This is a genomic window from Prodigiosinella aquatilis (genome assembly GCA_030388725.1).
GTDB lineage: Bacteria > Pseudomonadota > Gammaproteobacteria > Enterobacterales > Enterobacteriaceae > Prodigiosinella > Prodigiosinella aquatilis.
In genome coordinates this window covers 4785217-4805305 of record CP128857.1, presented here as the reverse complement: position 1 = coordinate 4805305, position 20089 = coordinate 4785217, and the positions used below count along the sequence as shown (strand labels likewise).

14 protein-coding genes and 2 pseudogenes are annotated in these 20089 nt (G+C 49.2%); 15 read left to right on the top strand and 1 reads right to left on the bottom strand.

All coding sequences use genetic code 11. The features are described from left to right. Nucleotides 1-16 precede the first annotated feature (16 nt). From srlB to gutQ, 5 genes are all read left to right on the top strand, one after another. Nucleotides 17-379 (top strand): PTS glucitol/sorbitol transporter subunit IIA, encoded by a 363-nt coding sequence (gene srlB / locus PCO85_22355; protein WJV53828.1) that lies wholly within the window; start codon nt 17-19, stop codon nt 377-379. Nucleotides 380-402: 23 nt separating this feature from the next. Then, complete coding sequence (gene srlD, locus PCO85_22350) at nt 403-1182, top strand: sorbitol-6-phosphate dehydrogenase (GenBank protein WJV53827.1); 780 nt, start codon at nt 403-405, stop codon at nt 1180-1182. Nucleotides 1183-1234: 52 nt separating this feature from the next. After that, entirely contained in the window at nt 1235-1600 is a 366-nt protein-coding gene (gene gutM, locus PCO85_22345) for a transcriptional regulator GutM (protein ID WJV53826.1), read from the top strand. Nucleotides 1601-1700: 100 nt separating this feature from the next. Beyond that, nucleotides 1701-2465, top strand: coding sequence for a DNA-binding transcriptional repressor (locus tag PCO85_22340; protein ID WJV53825.1), 765 nt, complete (start codon nt 1701-1703; stop codon nt 2463-2465). A 2-nt stretch (nt 2466-2467) separates the two neighbouring features. Next, nucleotides 2468-3433 carry an arabinose-5-phosphate isomerase GutQ gene (gene gutQ / locus PCO85_22335; GenBank protein ID WJV56179.1) on the top strand — a complete coding sequence of 322 codons (966 nt, stop codon included), beginning with the start codon at nt 2468-2470 and terminating at the stop codon, nt 3431-3433. Nucleotides 3434-3696: 263 nt separating this feature from the next. Here gutQ and PCO85_22330 read toward each other — a convergent pair. Continuing rightward, nucleotides 3697-5017, bottom strand: a pseudogene (locus PCO85_22330) (2-hydroxycarboxylate transporter family protein). 1515 nt (nt 5018-6532) lie between these two features. Between PCO85_22330 and PCO85_22325 the strand changes: the two are divergent. The 10 genes and pseudogenes from PCO85_22325 to bcsB all read left to right on the top strand — a co-directional run bounded on the left by PCO85_22325 (nt 6533) and on the right by bcsB (nt 20071). Beyond that, nucleotides 6533-8140 carry an ABC transporter substrate-binding protein gene (locus tag PCO85_22325; protein ID WJV53824.1) on the top strand — a complete coding sequence of 536 codons (1608 nt, stop codon included), beginning with the start codon at nt 6533-6535 and terminating at the stop codon, nt 8138-8140. A gap of 207 nt (nt 8141-8347) precedes the next feature. Continuing rightward, complete coding sequence (gene dppB, locus PCO85_22320; GenBank protein ID WJV53823.1) at nt 8348-9367, top strand: dipeptide ABC transporter permease DppB; 1020 nt, start codon at nt 8348-8350, stop codon at nt 9365-9367. Between the two features lie 12 nt (nt 9368-9379). After that, nucleotides 9380-10282 (top strand): dipeptide ABC transporter permease DppC, encoded by a 903-nt coding sequence (gene dppC / locus PCO85_22315; protein ID WJV53822.1) that lies wholly within the window; start codon nt 9380-9382, stop codon nt 10280-10282. Nucleotides 10283-10295: 13 nt separating this feature from the next. Then, nucleotides 10296-11276 carry a dipeptide ABC transporter ATP-binding protein gene (dppD, locus tag PCO85_22310; GenBank protein WJV53821.1) on the top strand — a complete coding sequence of 327 codons (981 nt, stop codon included), beginning with the start codon at nt 10296-10298 and terminating at the stop codon, nt 11274-11276. Further along, nucleotides 11273-12280 carry a peptide ABC transporter ATP-binding protein gene (locus PCO85_22305; GenBank protein ID WJV53820.1) on the top strand — a complete coding sequence of 336 codons (1008 nt, stop codon included), beginning with the start codon at nt 11273-11275 and terminating at the stop codon, nt 12278-12280. The genes dppD and PCO85_22305 overlap by 4 nt, the downstream gene beginning before the upstream one ends. A 419-nt stretch (nt 12281-12699) precedes the next feature. After that, a complete protein-coding gene (locus PCO85_22300; protein WJV53819.1) occupies nt 12700-13602 on the top strand; it encodes an EamA family transporter in 903 nt (300 codons plus the stop codon). Nucleotides 13603-14060: 458 nt separating this feature from the next. Continuing rightward, entirely contained in the window at nt 14061-14612 is a 552-nt protein-coding gene (gene bcsO, locus PCO85_22295) for a cellulose biosynthesis protein BcsO (protein ID WJV53818.1), read from the top strand. After that, a complete protein-coding gene (gene bcsQ / locus PCO85_22290) occupies nt 14603-15400 on the top strand; it encodes a cellulose biosynthesis protein BcsQ (protein WJV53817.1) in 798 nt (265 codons plus the stop codon). The genes bcsO and bcsQ overlap by 10 nt, the downstream gene beginning before the upstream one ends. An 88-nt stretch (nt 15401-15488) precedes the next feature. After that, nucleotides 15489-17609, top strand: a complete 2121-nt coding sequence (bcsA, locus tag PCO85_22285) for a UDP-forming cellulose synthase catalytic subunit (GenBank protein WJV53816.1) — start codon at nt 15489-15491, stop codon at nt 17607-17609. Further along, nucleotides 17606-20071 (top strand): annotated as a pseudogene (bcsB, locus tag PCO85_22280) (cellulose biosynthesis cyclic di-GMP-binding regulatory protein BcsB). The gene bcsA and the pseudogene bcsB overlap by 4 nt, the downstream one beginning before the upstream one ends. The last annotated feature ends 18 nt before the right edge of the window (nt 20072-20089 follow it).

The following is a 20089-nucleotide window of genomic DNA, read 5'->3' as shown; positions in this document are numbered from 1 at the left end:
CGGTTAAGGGGTACGCATGAAAACTATTTACCAAACGATATTTACACGTGTGGGTGACAACGCCCGGGAATCTCTGGTTGAAAACATGATGATTACCTTTCGCGAAGGGGCTCCGGAAGATATCGAGGCGTTCTGTTTCCTGCATCGGCATGGTGACACGCAGGGGGAGTTGCACGCTGGCGGCCAGCTTGTGCTGGCTGACACCGTGTATCCCATTACGGCGGTGGGTGATGTCGCGGCACAGAATCTCCGTGAGCTGGGCCATATCACGATCCGTTTTGATGGCGCTACGCAGGCGGAATTTCCCGGCTCTATACACGTTGCCGGCACGATACCAACGGATATCACGGTTGGTAGTAATTTAATAATTTTGGGCTGAATTTTTAGATAAGGGAGAAGCATATGAAACAGGTTGCGGTGGTCATCGGTGGTGGGCAAACTCTCGGTGCGTTCCTGTGTGAAGGTCTGGCTGAAGCCGGTTATCGCGTGGCGGTTGCCGATTTGAATGCGCAGCATGCCGAGCAGATTGCACAAGGGATTAACGCCCGTTATGGCGAAGGGAGCGCCTATGGTTTTGGTACCGATGCAACAGAGGAAACACAGGTTGAAAAACTGGCGCAAGAGGTTGATACCCGGTTTGGCCAGGTCAATCTGCTGGTGTACAGCGCAGGGACAGCCAAAGCAGCCCCTATTACACAGTTTCAGCTTGATGATTTCGATTTGTCTTTGCAGGTCAATCTGGTGGGGTATTTTCTGTGTGCCCGTGAGTTTTCCAAACTGATGATTCGTGATGGTATTGCCGGGCGTATTATTCAGATTAACTCTAAATCCGGTAAGGTGGGCAGCAAGCATAATTCCGGTTACAGTGCGGCCAAATTTGGTGGCGTCGGGTTGACGCAATCACTGGCACTGGATCTGGCCGAATTTGGTATTACCGTGCATTCGCTGATGCTGGGAAACCTGCTGAAATCGCCCATGTTTCAGTCACTATTGCCGCAATACGCCAAAAAGCTGGGCATTCGGCCGGATGAGGTCGAAAAGTATTATACCGACAAGGTTCCACTGAAACGTGGCTGTGATTACCAGGATGTTCTTAACACTTTGCTTTATTATGCCAGTGACAAAGCCTCTTACTGTACCGGGCAGTCGATTAACATCACTGGAGGACAGGTGATGTTCTGATGTGTGTTTCCCCCTCGGCCTCGTGCCGAGGGTTATGTCCCGGGAGGATTCTATGAGTTCGGCATCTTTATTGATTATGTGCGCCATCTGTGCCTGGCTTTTGCAGATTATTCTGGGCTGGTGGCAACTACACCGTTTCAATCAGGCGTTTGAAACCCTGTGCCGTCAGTGTGTTACGGTTGGTGTCGGGCGTTCAGCCGGACGCTTTAAAGCCAGAGTGGTCATGGCGCTGGCGTTTGATGAACATGACCGGGTCTGTGATGGTTTTATCATGCGTGGATTGACAGTATTTGCTCGTCCGCGCCACATGACGGCATTAATTGGCCTACCAAGAAGTCAATTGGTGCCAAATGTGATCTTTCCAAAGGAACCAGCATGTCAGACTGCGCTTTCATTAGCGATTAAACCGAAAACATGATATTTTCATTTTAAAAGAAACTTTCTTTCATTTGGCGACGTTTTAATTGTCTTATCTTGTAAAGGAAGTGATGGAAATAGCATGTTGGGATAAAATCGTTATGAAACCTAAGCAGCGTCAGGCAGAGATCCTGGAATATCTGCAAGCAAACGGTAAAGCCTCGGTGGAAGACTTATCCAGTCAGTTTGCCACGACCGGTACGACTATCCGCAAGGATTTGGCTATTCTGGAAGACGAAGGCGCCGTAATCCGCACTTATGGCGGTGTGGTACTCAGCCGTGAAGAAGGCGATCAGCCGATTGATCGTAAAACCCACATCAATACCGCCAAGAAAAAACAGATTGCTTATGCCGCCGTGCAACTGATTAATGACGGCGACTCGCTGATTTTTGATGCGGGCAGTACGGTGTTGCAAATGGTGCCCTGGCTGACGCAATTCAATAATATCACCGTGATGACTAACAGCCTGAGCATCGTGAATGAATTGGTTGAGTTGGATAATGATCAAACCATTCTGATGCCGGGAGGAACGTACCGTAAAACGTCTGCCTCTTTTCACGGCAGTCTGGCGGAAGCCGCCTTTTCCCATTTCAACTTTGACAAACTGTTTATCGGTGCGGATGGCGTCGATATCAATGCCGGTGTAACGACATTCAATGAGCTTCATGCAGTCAGTCAGGCGATGTGCCGCGCCGCCCAGCAACGGATCCTTCTGGTGGACTCGTCCAAATTCGGTCGTAAAAGTCCGAATGTCGTTTGTGAGCTGAGTGCAGTGGATATCTTGATTACCGACAGCGGCATTAGCCCGGAATACCTCGACACATTGAGGGCGAAGGGAATCAATGTGATTCTGGTGGGAGAGTGATGATGAGTGACCGTTTACTGGCGTTTGCCCGGGAAACGCTGGAAATAGAAATTGCTGAAGCTCAGCGTATGTTGGCGCGATTGGATGAGCGCACGATCCATGCCTGTAACCTGTTGCTGGAATGTCAGGGAAAGGTAGTGGTATCGGGGATGGGAAAATCGGGACATGTCGGTAAAAAGATTGCAGCATACCTGGCCAGTACCGGCACTCCGGCGTTCTTCGTTCACCCGGCTGAAGCATTGCATGGTGATCTGGGCATGATTGGCCCGCAGGATGTGGTGATTTTTATCTCTTATTCCGGCCGGGCGCAGGAATTGAATATCCTGCTTCCCCTGCTGGCGGAAAGTCAGATCCCGGTCATCGCGCTGACCGGTAACGCAGAATCACCATTAGGGTTGGCAGCGACCTGTGTGCTTGATGTCAGCGTCGCTCGCGAAGCCTGCCCGATGGGATTGGCACCGACATCCAGTGCGGTAAACACGCTGATGATGGGTGATGCACTGGCTATGGCCTTGATGCGTTATCGTGGCTTCAGTGCGGAACAGTTTGCCCGTTCACATCCGGGGGGAAGTCTGGGGGCTCGGTTATTGAACCGGGTACATCACGTGATGAGATGTGGTGACCGGTTGCCCAGAATTGAATTACAGGGTTCGGTGATGGATGCGATGCTGGAACTCAGCCGTACCGGCCTGGGATTGATCGCAGTTTGCGATGCGGAAAACCGTGTAGCCGGCGTGTTCACCGACGGTGATTTACGTCGCTGGCTGATAAAAGGTAAAACACTTGATGCCTCTATCCTGCAGGCGATGACCCAACCCGGTTATCAACTCCCCGAGGAGTGGCGGGCGAGTGCCGCGCTGGATGCGCTGCATCATGAACATATTTCCGCCGCGCCGGTAGTCGATAGCGAAGGTCGACTGGTGGGGGCAATTAATCTGCATGATTTGCATCAGGCTGGTATTAGCTGAACGGTTATTCATTCTAATGATAATAACGGCCCTGGTATGACATGATGCCCGGTCTGTTGATAACCTCATATACGGCATCAGAACGGCGGTAATGGGGGAGAAGAGTAAAGCATCCGCGCCAGGGATGACGCGGCTTAAGCTTACGGGGATGTATTTACAGCGTCTTTACGATCTCCCCGTTATCGCCGCTATGCGCACGTTGTTATCAACCTTGACGTGACACGATGCGGCCTTTTAGTTAACTGCGATAGAGACGCAATGGTTTATATTATTGCGCCTAACAGCAGTGTTGCACCAATCACCGTGGAAGCACCACCGATTCGGGTGGCAATCTGGGCGAATGGCATCAGTGACATACGGTTGGACGCCGACAGAATGGCCACGTCGCCCGTGCCACCCAGACCGCTGTGGCAACTGGTGACGATCGCGGCATCCACCGGATACATATTCAGGTAAGGCGCGATGAAGAAACTGACCAGCGCCATGGAAATCACCACTGAACCACACACGATGACGTAACCCACCGAGAAGACAGCCACGACGCTTTCCAGTGGCACATAGAGCATGCCCAGACCGATCATCAACGGCCATACCAGTGAGCTGGAAACGAACTTGTAAAAACTGTTGGCCCCGGTTTCCATGCTGTCAGGGATAAGGTGGGCGTATTTACACAATACGGCAATCAGAATCATCAACACTGGGCCGGGGATGTGGAAGACTTTTTCAAACAGTCCACCGAGGATAAAGAAGGTGCAAATCAACAGTAATCCACCCCCCCATCAGATGAAAGTCAACGGGTTTTGCGGCTTCGCTGACTGCAAAAATCGCGTTATCCTCATTATTTCTAACCAGTTTCCCTTCACCACTCAATGTCTTACGTTTGGTGCCGAGACGAGATAACACGCCAGCACAAACAATCGCAAAAATGTTGCCCACCACTGCGGCAGGTGCCAACTGCGCCACATACACGTCTGGTGTATGTCCCAGAATGGCTGAGTACGCCAGTGACAGCGGCAGAATGCCTTCACCAATACCGCCACCGATAATAGGGACGATAATGAAAAAGAAGGTGTGGTAAAAGCTGTAGCCGAACAGTTTCCCTACCAACAGGCCGGTGACGACGGCGGTAACAGTGCCGATAACCAGTGGTACAAACATACGGACCATTCCCTGGATCAGAACGACCCGGTTCATGCCCAAAATACTGCCGACCACCAGACTGGCGATGACAAAATAAAGGAAATTGGCCTCTTTCATCAGTAACTTGACGGTATCTAATGTATTAGGTTTAAAAATATGAAAATAAACTAATATGGAAGGAACCATCAGGCAGAGAATGGCTGGACCGCCAATATCTTTCAATATTGGAATAAGGCGTCCGATATGAGCCAGTAAAAAACCCAACGTCATGATAACGGCGAAACCGCCAATCATGTTCTTGGGTAAATAGCTGGCATAAGCGGCAATAAAAACAATGGCTGAAATAGCCAGAAAAAGAATAACGGGAACAGAACCAATCTGCGTTTTATTTAAACTGCCCATAAAACCTGTTGGCGATAGTGGAGTAAAAACATTCTCACTCATGACATCAGTTTCTGTTTTTCTCATTATATTAACCCTGTTATATGGTACAGAGCGTTTCTATACTCGTCATACTTCAAGTGGCATGTGCGTTGGCTGCGTTTAAATACTTGACCCATCCCTGGACCTCGCCCTTTTAGGGCCGCTGCAAGCAACGCTCAACTCTGCTTCCAGCAGATTTGTCACCAGAATCACTTAATTGAGTAAGGTCATCGGGATTCCTTCACTTGCCGCCTTCCTGAAAATCGAATTATCTAGAGTATATTTTTTTCAAAACGCGTAGGAGAATCTACTTATTTTTTACACATAATCATGGAGTAAATAACGGTGTGAGTTTTTAACATGATTATTCTGTTGAAGGTAATCTAGCATGGTTAAATGTTAAAAATAATATGTATTAAAGATTCGCGTGAAGGAATTGTGAAGTTGATGGCAGAATGTTTTTAAATAACTTAAGTCTTGATTTTGTAATTAAACTTATTTAGCAGGAAAGTGATGAGATAAATAACTAATGTTAGCGACTGTCATTAATAGAACACTAACAATACTATCTAATAATAATAAGTGAATATTAAACTTTAATAACTAATATAAATAATATTCCCTGAGCATATGCCCGGTAAAGCTCATGATACAGGAAGGCGAGAGGCGAGTGAATCTTCAGGCGCTTATATAAATCAAGGATTGGGGTGACAAATCTGTCGGAAGCAGAGTTGAGCGTTGTTTGCAGCGGCCCTAAAGGGGCGAAACCCAGGGATGAGCCGGGTAATTGAGTGCAGTCAACGTTACCTGCAATTTGAAAGATGACAGAGGGAATTGGTTCGATTTTTTTTGACTATACTTACCTATCTGTATGGCATGACGGATGGTTGAAATGAGCGTCTGCCGCCTGTTTTTTTCCCGTCTCAATGTGACGCTGTCCATGAGCGTTCATGCCGAACGAGAGTCAGTTTGATTCATTAGCCATAAAGTTTTTTTATGTCGCGTAGATAGTTTTTGACTGTGTCTCTGGATGATAGAAAAATATCACCCTGTTGTGCGTTTTGTTATTATCTTAACTTCACTTTAACCTTTTTAACAAAAATAAATGCTCAGTTATTCAGCATTTGAAAGGGTTATCTTATGTTTTTTTTATGGTGACAATTATTGCTTTTGGCGCAACAAGTAGTGTTTATTGCCATTTTTTTAATTTTTTGTGGATTTTATGACTATTAATTGCGCTTAATATGCTCATTTATTTCTGATGACTTATATAAGTATTTTTTGTAAATCATTACAGGTTATATTGACGTTATTATGATCTATTGACAAATTGGTGACGTTACAAGGAGGAAGAGCAGCGGATTGCCTGAATGAATGACGGTTATTCAGTTGGGTTAGCGGAGTTTTTCCTGCTTATTCTGCGCATTATTCCCCCGGTTATCGAACCATGCCTACGGGCAACAAAGTACAGACTATCGAGATAAAGAAAAATAGGTCTGACTGCTAACACACAACATCCACAATGGAGCACAAGTAATGGCTAAATCCCTTTTTAAATCAAGGGTACTGAAATTCGGCCTTGGTTTATTGGCGCTGTCCGTAGCGGCTGGCGTACAAGCAAAAACACTGGTGTATTGCTCAGAAGGTTCTCCGGAAGGTTTTAATCCACAGTTGTTTACTTCCGGCACGACATTTGACGCCAGTTCCGTTCCAATCTACAACCGTCTGATTGCATTCAAACCGGGTACTACCGAGATTGAACCAGGCCTGGCGGAAAAATGGGACATCAGTGCTGATGGCAAAGTCTATACTTTCCACCTGCGTAAAGGCGTGAAGTGGCAAAGCAGCAAAATTTTCAAGCCTACCCGTACGTTCGATGCTGACGATGTATTGTTCTCTTTCGAACGTCAGTTGGACGTCAACAACCCTTACCACAAAGTATCTGGCGGTAACTATGAATACTTTGACGGCATGGGGATGCCACAACTGATCAAGAAAATAGTGAAGGTGGATGATTACACTGTCCGTTTTGAGCTGGCCCATGCCGAAGCGCCGTTCCTGGCGGATTTGGCGATGGACTTCGCGTCCATTATGTCTGCCGAATATGCCAATAATATGATGAAAGCCGGTACGCCGGAAAAAATTGACCTGGATCCCATCGGTACTGGTCCGTTCCAGTTAGTGCAGTATCAGAAAGACTCTCGCATTTTGTATAAAAAGTTTGCCGGTTTCTGGGGTACCAAACCGGGTATTGATCGCCTGGTCTTCTCCATCACGCCGGATGCGTCTGTGCGTTACGCCAAGTTGCAGAAAGATGAATGCCAGATCATGCCGTATCCGAATCCGGCCGACCTGGCCAGTATGAGGAAGGACAAAGACATCACGTTGCTGGAAAAACCGGGCCTGAATGTGGGTTACCTGGCTTTCAACGTAGAGAAAAAGCCGTTGGATAACGTGAAGGTCCGCCAGGCGTTGACTTATGCGGTGAATAAGAAGGCTATCATTGAAGCGGTTTATCAAGGTGCGGGCCAGGCGGCCAAAAACCTGATTCCACCGACCATGTGGGGCTATAACGATGCGGTGAAAGATTATTCTTACGATCCGGCAAAAGCGAAAGAGCTGTTGAAAGAAGCTGGTCTGCCAAATGGTTTCTCTATCGATCTGTGGGCGATGCCGGTACAGCGTCCCTATAACCCGAATGCTCGTCGTATGGCGGAAATGATCCAGGCTGACTGGGCGAAAATCGGTGTGAAAGCCAAGATCGTAACCTATGAATGGGGTGAGTATCTAAAACGCGCCAAAGATGGTGAGCACCAGACTGTACTGATGGGCTGGACCGGCGATAATGGGGATCCGGATAACTTCTTCGCCACGCTGTTCAGCTGTGATGCGGCGAAAAAGGGCTCTAACTATTCCAGATGGTGTTACAAGCCGTTTGAAGACTTGATCCAGCCAGCGCGTACCACGTCTGATCAGGCCAAACGTATTGAGTTGTACAAGCAGGCTCAGGTTGTGATGCACGATCAGGCTCCGGCATTGATTGTGGCCCACTCCACCGTGTATGAACCGATCCGTAAAAACGTGAAAGGTTATGTTATTGAGCCGCGTGGCATACATAGCTTCAATCACGTTTCATTAGATTAATCATTCAATAAGTCAATCCATTATGGGCGATGGCAACGCTGTCGCCCCTGTTATTTCTGTAGAGAAACGACAGGGGCAGGTTTCAACGTCCAATAAGTCTGTGTCTCGCCATAATGCGTGGACGCTGTTGGCGGTGCGCAGTCTGCACAGTGTGAGCAATGCTAAGCCTGATGGTATCAGGAAAGCTATATATAGAGAGTTCGGGATATGTTGCAGTTCATACTCCGGCGTTTGGGGCTGGTTATCCCAACGTTTATTGGTATTACCCTACTGACTTTCGCTTTCGTGCATATGATCCCCGGTGACCCGGTGATGATCATGGCAGGAGAGCACGGTATTTCCCCCGCGCGTCATGCACAGCTAATGGCTGAAATGGGACTGAATAAGCCGTTATGGCAGCAGTACCTTCACTATATCAACGGCGTGTTGCATGGTGATTTGGGTGTGTCGCTCAAGAGTCGCATTCCGGTGTGGACCGAGTTTGTGCCGCGCTTTAAGGCCACGCTGGAACTGGGCGTCTGCGCGATGATTTTCGCGGTGATTGTTGGTATCCCGGTGGGTGTGCTGGCGGCGGTGAAACGCGGCTCCATTTTCGATCATACTGCCGTGAGTATTGCCCTGGCCGGTTACTCCATGCCGATTTTCTGGTGGGGTATTATGCTGATCATGCTGGTCTCGGTGCATTTTAATCTGACGCCGGTGGCCGGGCGTGTCGGGGATACGTTGTTTTTGGACAACTCTCATCCGCTGACCGGTTTCATGTTGATCGATACCTTTATCTGGGGCGATCCGGGTGATTTTAAAGACGCAGTAATGCATATGATTCTGCCGGCGGTTGTGCTCGGCACCATTCCTCTGGCGGTGATTGTGCGTATGACGCGTTCGTCGATGCTGGAAGTGTTGGGAGAAGATTATATCCGTACCGCCCGCGCCAAAGGGCTAAGTCGTCTACGGGTGATTGTGGTGCATGCGCTGCGTAACGCCATGCTGCCAGTCGTGACGGTGATCGGGCTTCAGGTAGGTACGCTGTTGGCCGGCGCGATTCTGACGGAAACCATTTTCTCCTGGCCGGGGTTGGGGCGCTGGTTGATTGATGCGCTACAACGTCGTGACTATCCGGTGGTACAAGGCGGAGTGCTGATGGTCGCGACCATGATTATTCTGGTCAACCTGCTGGTGGACTTGCTATATGGCGTGGTTAACCCGCGTATCCGGCATAAGAAATAAGGGAAGGCTGAGATGACACAAGTCACTGAATCTGTAGTTAATAGTGCACCCAAGCCGATGACCCCGTTGCAAGAATTCTGGCACTATTTCAAACGTAATAAAGGGGCCGTTGTGGGCCTGGTTTATATCCTGGTGATGTTCACCATTGCCTTGGGCGCTAACGTATTGGCTCCTCATTTGCCAGCGGAACAGTTCCGTAATTCGTTGCTCAATCCACCAGCGTGGCAGGAGGGTGGTAGCTGGCATTTTATTCTGGGTACTGACGATGTGGGCCGCGATATTCTCTCTCGTCTGATGTATGGCGCCAGGCTGTCATTGCTGGTGGGCTGTATGGTGGTGGTGATGTCGTTGGTTCTTGGCATCATCTTTGGCTTGATGGCTGGCTACTTTGGCGGCGTGGTGGATTCTATCATCATGCGTGTAGTCGATATCATGCTGGCGCTGCCAAGTCTGTTGTTGGCGCTGGTACTGGTGGCGATCTTCGGCCCTTCTATCGTCAATGCCTCCATAGCGCTGACGTTTGTGGCGTTGCCGCATTATGTACGCCTGACGCGTGCTGCGGCATTGGTGGAAGTGAACCGCGACTACGTCACCGCTTCACGCGTGGCGGGTGCCGGACACTTGCGTCAGATGTTCATCAATATTTTCCCTAACTGTCTGGCACCGCTGATTGTGCAGGCATCAATGGGTTTTTCTAACGCCATTCTCGATATGGCTGCGTTGGGTTTCCTCGGTATGGGGGCACAGCCACCTACGCCAGAGTGGGGTACCATGCTGTCAGATGTGTTGCAGTTTGCGCAGAGCGCCTGGTGGGTGGTGACATTCCCCGGTATGGCAATTTTGCTGACGGTATTGGCATTTAACCTGATGGGGGACGGCTTGCGTGATGCTCTCGACCCCAAACTCAAGCAGTAACAGAGGTAGAGAGATGGCATTACTCAATGTAGATAAACTGTCCGTACACTTTGGTGATGAGGGGCTGCCGTTTCGTGCGGTAGACCGTATCAGCTATCAGGTGGAACAAGGGCAAGTGATGGGGATCGTCGGGGAATCCGGCTCCGGTAAATCGGTCAGTTCATTGGCAATCATGGGGCTGATTGACTATCCCGGCAAAGTGATGGCCGACAAGCTGGAGTTCAACCAGCGCGATTTAACGCGGATTTCAGAAAAAGAACGGCGTCAGTTGGTGGGATCGGAAGTGGCGATGATTTTCCAGGATCCGATGACCAGCCTTAACCCGTGTTACACCGTAGGCTTTCAGATCATGGAAGCTATCAAGGTGCATCAGGGTGGCAATCGCAAGACCCGTCGCCAGCGGGCCATTGACCTGCTCATACAGGTGGGGATTCCCGATCCGGCGTCGCGGTTGGATGTGTACCCGCACCAGCTGTCGGGCGGAATGAGCCAGCGTGTGATGATCGCCATGGCGATAGCCTGTCGTCCTAAACTGTTGATTGCTGATGAGCCAACCACGGCGCTGGACGTCACTATTCAGGCGCAGATTATCGAACTGCTGCTGGAACTGCAGCAGGAAGAAAATATGGCGCTGATCTTGATTACTCACGATCTGGCGCTGGTATCGGAAGCGGCACACCACATTATTGTGATGTACGCCGGTCAGGTAGTGGAATCCGGTAAGGCGGAAGATCTTTTCCGTGCGCCGCGTCATCCCTATACCCAGGCGTTGTTACGTGCGTTGCCGGAGTTCTCGACGGATAAATCCCGGCTGGCGTCACTGCCGGGTGTGGTGCCAGGGAAATATGACCGCCCGCAGGGCTGTTTGTTGAATCCACGCTGCCCTTACGCCACCGATCTTTGTCGCCGGGAAGAGCCTGAACTGCGGGATATCCCGGGACGCCAGGTGAAATGTCACACACCGTTGGATGATGCGGGGAGGCCGACTGTATGAGCCTGACCATGAATGAAACCGGACAGCCATGGCTGTTGCAGGCGATTGATTTGAAAAAACACTACCCGGTAAAAAGCGGCCTGTTCGCACCGGAACGTCTGGTGAAAGCGCTGGATGGTGTCTCGTTTACATTGGAACGAGGTAAAACGCTGGCGGTGGTGGGAGAGTCTGGTTGTGGCAAGTCTACGCTGGGGCGTCTGCTGACCATGATCGAAATTCCTTCTCAGGGTGAATTGTATTACCAGGGACAGGATCTGCTGAAACCAGATCAAACGGCTCAGCAACTGCGGCGACAGAAGATCCAGATCGTATTCCAGAATCCTTATGGATCACTCAACCCGCGTAAAAAAGTTGGTCAGATCCTGGAAGAGCCACTGGTTATCAATACCGATATGAGTAAGGCCGAACGCCGTGAAAAAGCGTTGGCCATGATGGCGAAAGTCGGGCTGAAAACCGAACATTACGACCGTTATCCACATATGTTCTCTGGTGGTCAGCGCCAGCGTATCGCTATCGCCCGTGGTTTAATGCTGGACCCGGACGTGGTGATTGCCGATGAACCGGTTTCTGCGCTGGATGTCTCGGTGCGTGCGCAAGTACTGAATCTGATGATGGACTTGCAGCAGGATATGGGACTGTCTTATGTGTTTATTTCCCATGACCTGTCGGTGGTGGAACATATCGCTGATGAAGTGATGGTGATGTACCTGGGACGCTGTGTAGAGAAAGGCAGCAAAGACGCCATCTTCAGTAATCCACGTCATCCTTACACGCAGGCGCTATTGTCTGCGACGCCGCGTCTAAACCCAGATATGCGTCGTGAGCGCATCAAACTGATTGGTGAACTCCCCAGCCCGTTGAATCCACCACCGGGCTGTGCGTTTAACGCTCGTTGCCAGCGCTGTTTCAGCACCTGTACTCAGTTGCAGCCGCACCTGAAAAACTATGATGGACAGCTGGTGGCCTGTTTCGCTGTTGATCAGGAAGAAGGTCAAGGAGCATAACCACTGATAGTAAAGGACTGGTGGCTAACGACCAGTCTGACATCAGCCCTGCTTAACTGAATCGCGTTGAATATCCGAACCATGCCATTCCTTGTACACGTGCGGGGGATGGCATTGTCGTTATATACCCGTCATACTTCAAGTTGCAGGTGTGTTGGCTGCGTTCGTTCACCCGAATCACTTACCTGAGTAAGCTCCTCGGGATTCACTCTCTTACCGCCTTCCTGCAACTCGAATTATTTGGGGTATAAAACATTATAAATATTGTTATAAACGCGCACGTTGTCTGCTTTGAATCATGCCGTTCTGTATATGTTTATCAGCCGTATTTGAGTGTAATTTTATTGGACGCTAGTGCATCCTGGTGGGTGGGTGTGCTCAGGTAAAGTGCCGGCCTGATTCATAGAAAGGAACCTTTGATGTCGATAAAAGATATGCTGTTAGCGCTTTGTGTCGTAGTGATATGGGGTCTCAATTTTGTAGTGATAAAAATTGGTCTGCACGATATACCTCCGTTTTTACTGGCTGGACTGCGTTTTTTATTGGTGGCGCTGCCAGCCATTTTTTTTGTACCGGTTCCCCGTTTGCCTTTTCGCTGGTTGGCAGCCTACGGCATAACGATTAGTTTTGGTCAGTTCGCTTTTTTATTCGGCGCCATCAAACTGGGAATGCCGGCGGGTATTGCGTCGCTGGTGTTACAGGCCCAGGCGTTTTTCACGTTGCTGATTGGTGCGTTACTGTTGGGAGAACGGCTGAAGTGGAATCAGGTAGCCGGTATTCTGGTCGCGGCAGCGGGTATCGTTCTGCTGGCCGAAAGTGGAACGGCTAGCTCTGCCACTGTCGGTGTGACACAGAGTACCCTGCTGCTTTCGTTGGGTGCGGCGCTGTGTTGGGCGTGCGGTAATATCTGTAATAAATTGATCATGAGCCGGTACCGTATTCAGATTATGTCTCTGGTAGTGTGGGGGGCGTTGATTTCAGTTGGGCCGTTCTTGCTTTGCTCGTGGCTATTTGAAGGTCGGGAAGTGATCGTTTCCAGCCTGGTAAATATCCGACTGTCGACTGTAATGGCCCTAATATATCTGGCGTTTATTGCCACCATTATTGGTTATAGCATTTGGGGGAATCTGCTGGCACGTTATGAAACCTGGCGAGTGGCACCATTGTCGCTTCTGGTCCCCATCGTCGGGTTGCTGAGTGCGGGGTTGCTGCTCGGCGAGACATTATCTTTGTTACAGATAATGGGAACATTACTGATTATGCTGGGATTGTTGGTGAATGTATTCGGTGCCCGTTTGCTGTCATTAACGTTGGCTCGGTAGGTCTTGGTATCATCGGCCGGGGAGGCACATTCCCGGCAAAGCATTCTGGAATGCCCTATTTGCCGCTGACGAATACCGGTGTATTATTTTAATTGATTAAAATTATTCATTAGCCACATTAAACTAATCTCTATATTTCAGTAGCCCATATTATATATCGTCAGGTTTCCGAAAACTTATGATAACTATTTCAGAGTATTTCTGACTTTCTGCTTTTATTTATTAGAATATCTAAACATTATTTTTATTGTCATATTGTAATTTTAAGTCTGATGTTTTGTTTTATTTATCCCCTTTTTTGCGCTAAGAAATATTTTGTTACCAACAGAATATTCAATTATTTTAGTTAAAGAATTTACCTTTATCATAAATCTCGGTATAAGAATGTTCTTAGGCAACTATTTTTTGCTCTGCAACGTAGTGCTAATCAACTACCCTTCCAGGGGAATATAGATCAGATGAAAAGCTATGATGATATGCAGCGCTTTAAGGATAAAGCTCAGATAAAAGATATTAATTTCAAGGAAATTACCAGGCCGTTATTTCAGTCAGAAGCTTCAGGTTGGCCTATTATAAAACACTTCTTGGGTAGCCAGAAAAATGAAGATGCATCATTGCCTGATCAACTGATAAATATCACCCAGCCCATGTTTATCGGGGCAGATATACTTTCTGTATCAACGAAAGTCTTCAGCCCAGTCAAGAGGGTGGAGCCCCCAATATCTGATGAACATCGTTCCCTTATCCATTCCATCGCGGCGATGTTACCGCAAACTAAACCATCACCTGCTACCGGCATGGCAAACAAACGCGTTGTAGATATTGTACCTGCCGATTCTGTTGTGAAAACCTCTCCCGGCAGTGTCGATGCACCCGTTCAGGCGACGCCTGACGCTGATCGCTTCCGGCATTTGTTCACTGTTCGTGCCCAGAATGACCATCAATCTCAGCCTTCATCAAAGGCCATGTTGCTTAAACCTTTGCTGGAGAAAATCGCATCATGCCATTAGTTTGTGTTTGTTCGCCAAAGGGGGGCGTGGGTAAAACAACCATGGCTGCCAATCTGGCATACTCGCTGGCCCGAAGTGGAAGTAAAGTTCTGGCGATCGATTTCGACGTACAAAATGCATTGCGTCTGCACTTTGGTGTGCCTGTTTCTGATGAGCGTGGTTATGTGGCAAAGTCTGGTGAGGTCGCAGACTGGGGACACTCAATACTGAACACCAAGGATAATATCTTTGTGTTGCCATACGGTAGTGTCACAGAATCTCAGCGTCTCGCTTTCGAACACAATCTGGAAACGGATCCCCAGTTTTTACAGCGCGGTCTGAACTCATTATTGAATTATCCCGGCATGGTCATTATCGCTGATTTTCCACCTGGCGCCAGCGCTGCACTGAAAGCTATGACAAACCTGGCGGACCTGCATCTGGTGGTGATGATGGCAGATACTGCGTCGCTTTCACTGATACCATGTATTGACGATAACAAAATGATTGGTCAGTCCTTGAATTACAAGAAAGGTTATTACCTGTTGCTTAATCAGGTGGACAACCGCCGTTCAATCAGTAGTCAGGTAAGTGCTGTTGTGGAACAGCGTATGGCCGATAAATTGCTTGGTAATATACATCGCGATGAAAACGTAGTTGAAGCAAATGCGTCCCAGTGCTCTATTTTTGATGCCAGCCCCGTTTCGGCTGCGGCTTTCGATATTGAATTGATTGGAAAACGTGTGGCTGGCCTATTAAATATAAGAATTGGTAATGGCGAAGTCCATACCGATATACAAATACCTTAATTAAATAAGAAATTAATATGCCCCCTGCCAATTATGGCAAAAGGGGGCTTTGTATGGCCTTTTTTCATCGCACAGCACGGGATAATCAATGAAAAAGATTCTATTTTATCTGCTGCTACTGATCTTTCTGCCAGTTGCGGTAATGATTATCATTACCCCGATGGACAGCCAAAAACAATATATATTTGGCTTGATAAGCATTGCCATGATGTTTTTGCTGGGATGTAATAAACAACGTCATGTTACGGTCATATTAGTTATTCTGTCGGCGTTAATGTCAATACGATATATGTATTGGCGAGCCACGGGAACACTGTATTTTAATTCTGATCTTGAAGCCATTCTGGGTATCGGATTATTTGCTTCAGAACTTTATGTCTTGGTTGTTTTGTTGCTGGGTTTTTTACAGACCCTTTGGCCGTTGGAGCGCACCATCGAGCCACTACCCGATGATATGCGTCTGTGGCCCACGGTAGATATTTATATCCCCACCTATAACGAAAGCCTGGATGTGGTGCAGGATACAGTGCTGGCGGCACAATGTATTGATTATCCACGCGATAAAATGAAGATTTATCTGCTGGATGACGGAAAACGCAGTGAGTTTGCCGTATTTGCGGCACACGCGGGTGTTGGCTATATCACCCGTGACAATAATATCCATGCCAAGGCCGGGAATCTTAACCATGCGATGACGCTTACCCAAGGGGAGCTGATCTGCGTGTTTGATTGTGACCATGTCGCTAAGCGTATTTTTTTACAGGCAACCGTTGGGCCGTTCCTGTCTGATCCAAAACTGGCGTTGCTGCAAACGCCACACTACTTTTATTCACCGGATCCATTTGAACGCAACCTGAAGGCTGCCCAGCGGATACCGAGTGAAGGTGAATTGTTCTATGGTCCGGTACAGAAAGGGAATGACACCTGGAATGCGACTTTTTTCTGCGGTTCCTGTGCGGTTATGCGCCGTTCGGCGCTAGAGGAAGTCGGCGGGTTTGCGGTGGAAACCGTGACGGAAGACGCGCATACCGCCATGAAAATGCAGCGCCGGGGATGGAAATCTGCCTTTCTGAGTATGCCTCTGGCTGCCGGATTGGCTACTGAGCGGTTGGTATTGCATGTGATTCAGCGTACCCGCTGGGCACGCGGCATGACGCAGATTTTCCGCCTTGATAACCCATTATTTGGACGCGGGCTGACGTGGCAGCAGCGATTGTGCTATCTCAATGCCATGCTGCATTTTCAGTTTGGCCTGCCACGGGTAGTATTCCTGACTGCACCGCTGGCTTATTTATTGTTTAATCTCAATATTATTCACTCTTCGGCATCGATGATCTTCGCTTATGCCCTACCGCACTTAGTGATGTCCCTGTATATAAATTCACGGATGAATGGGCGTTTCCGCTATAGCTTTTGGGGCGAAATCTATGAAACGGTGATGGCGTTTCATTTGGTGATCCCTACGTTTGTGACCTTGTTTGCACCAAAACGCGGCAAATTTAATGTCACCGACAAGGGAGGGCTGTTGAATGACGGCTTTTTTGATTTTCGCATTGTACGTCCACATATTGTCGCCACGATCCTGCTGGCTATTGGTGTGAGCATAAATCTGGTGCGTATTTTTGCCCATAATTACTTCAATATTGACCCTTATGTGGCGCTGTTGAATGTTGCGTGGGGGATGTTCAGTCTGTTGACATTGCTGGCGGCTATTGCTGTGGCCCGTGAGACAAGGCAGGTTCGCAAAACCATTCGTATCGATATCGATATGCCGGTCATGATTTACTACGCCAGCGGAGTGGTTTCCCGTAGTAGCACCATCAATCTCTCAATGGGCGGAGCCCAGATCAAGGCACCGGATCAGCGCCATGAACATGACGAAATAGAAGCCATTGGATTGTTGGTTGAGCCCAAGGAAATTTGTCTGGCGGTGCAGTTTGTTGCGGCTGACGATGACACCATTCGTTTGTATTTTGATGATATCCCGCTGGCCCAGCGCCGAGCGCTGGTACGAGTGGTACTGGCACGAGCTGATGCGTGGATTAACCCTCCCTGGCCGCAAGACCGACCACTGCATTCCCTGTGGATGGTAGTGAGCACTGTAATTAGCTTCTTCTGGCTGACCCTAAAAAGCGTGGGTAGTAAAGCTGCTCGACCAAGCTCATCACCGGATGAATCGCTGGACAAAGGGGAGGATATGTCGGTATGACGCCACGTTTTCTTAAGGTTATTCTCCTGATTTGTATGAGCGGTACTCTGGTACTGGCGGGTAACGAGGAAGCGGCTGCCGCAGACACGCAGGATGCTGCTGTGCCGGCGACACTCAGCCCTGGAGGTGACCGTTCGCATCCGACCACATTGAGCACCGCCCCATCTGCTGCCGTGCCAGACCAGTTGTTATCGCAACAACCAACGCCTGACGCATCGTCAAAACACTCATCCGGCGTGGCAGTTCCCTGGTTGCCCTCTATCGTCAACGCCGTAGGTAGTACGGCTGACACCGTCAGTCCAGGTTACCAGCCGTTATCCAGTAGCATCACTGTGGCACAAATGGGGCAGCCTCAGGGAATTACCCTGGAGGGTGGTCAGACCCAGGCCGGGATTATTTTTACATTACCGGGTGATCACATTGTGACCAATGCACGTCTCGACCTTGCCCTACGGGTGTCACCCGAATTGGCCAAGCTCAATACATCGATACAATTGATGCTTAATGGCCAGCCATTAGGATCTGTGCCGCTGGACGTCGCTGCTGGTGAAATGGCCAACTATCAGCTGGATATTCCGCCAGAGATGATAGTGTCTAACAATAACCTCAGCTTTCGGATTGATGGTGCGGATCGCCTGCAATGTGAACGTGATAGTGTGACACGCTACAATCTGACTATTTTGTCATCTACCCGGCTACAGTTGGAAGGCCAACAACTGGACCTCGGTACGCATATATCGCATTTCCCACAACCTTTTATTGATCCATTACAAATGACGCCTGCCACCGTATCGATGGTATTTCCAGCAGCGGTGACGCCAGCACAGGTGAGTGCGGCGGCATTGGTGGCATCTTGGCTGGGTATGAAGATGGATGGTCGTAAGGTGACATTTCCGGTGTTGCGGGACTCACTGCCGCAGAAAAACGGTATTGTCTTTGGTCTGCCAGGTGAACGCATAGGAACGTTGGCCCTGCCGCAGGTAACCAGTCCTACACTATAGTTGATCAATAATCCGGTTAACCCGGTTTACAAGCTGATGCTGGTGATCGGCAAGGACGAAGCGCAACTGCGGCAAGCGGCTTATCGTCTGGTGAGCCAACCGCTGACCGGTGATGGATCATCGTTGACGGTGACACCGCAAATAATTCCGTTACGCAAAGCATACGATGCGCCACGTTGGATCACTACCGATCACCCCGTGCGGTTGCGAGATCTGCTGCGTAAAGATCAGAGTATGACCGTCAGTGGTATGTGGCATGACGCGCTGCACATTAATTTCCGGGCGGCACCCGATCTGTTCTTGTGGGATGGGCAAACTATCCCGGTACAACTGAATTACCGTTTTCCTGCGGAAAGCTGGATTGATGAAGATCATTCGTTCCTGAATGTGATGCTCAATGGCACGTTTCTGCGTAATCTGACGGTGGATAAAACCGGCCTGTTGCAGCATCTCTGGCAGAAACTGGGTGGGGATATCCGTCAGGAGAGCTATACGCTGAAGATCGATCCTTATCTGATTTACGGCTACAACCAGTTCCAGCTTTATTTCAATATTCACGCTAAAGCGGATGCACCCTGTGGTGTGCTGTTGAGCAACAACATCAAAAGCCAGATTATTGACAGTTCTTTCATCGATCTGACCAAGACTCGTCATTTCACGATGTTGCCGAATCTGTCTTATTTCATTGGTGCCGCTTATCCGTTCTCCCGCCTGGCCGACTATGCCCAGACGGTGATGATGTTGCCGAAGGCACCTTCCAATGTGGAAATCAGCCTGTTGCTGGATCTGGCTGGTCGCGCTGGTGATTCCACCGGTGTCAGTCTTAACCATAATCATGTGATGTTTGGTATGCCGGCTTCTGCAGTCGAGCGCCAAAAGCTCGACAACAGTGATGTGCTGGCCGTGAGTTCACTTCAGCAGACCGGGTTTAATCAGCAGATGCTGGCCGACTCCCCCTACAACGCCAATGGACATACGCTGGGTGTCAGTACGCCGAATGTCTGGGAACATCTGCGTAACTTGTTGAGCGGCGATTGGGGACGTACATCAATGGAGGCGGATCGCTATTTTTCGTCTAACGGCGACTGGCGAGGTTTTATCAGTTATCGCTCACCGTGGAACCCTAAACGTGTAGTGGTGATGGCTACCGGCAGCAGTGACGAACAATTACTGAAGCTCTATGGCGATCTGAATACTTCCCATATTAATGCGGCGATCCGTGGTGATACCACCATTATCACAGATGAAAATGGTGCGCGCAGTTTCCGGGTCGGTCCACAGTTTCCTCGTGGTGAAATGCCCTGGTATCTGATGCTTGTCTGGTACGCCAGCCAGCATTCTGCCTTGTTAGCCGTGCTGGGGCTGTTACTGGCCACAATACTGGGAGTGGGACTGACCGGCGTATTGAAACGACAGGCGGAAAAAAGGATGTCTTCCCGGCATGATTCGGACACAAAATAAGAATAAGCGAGCCACCAT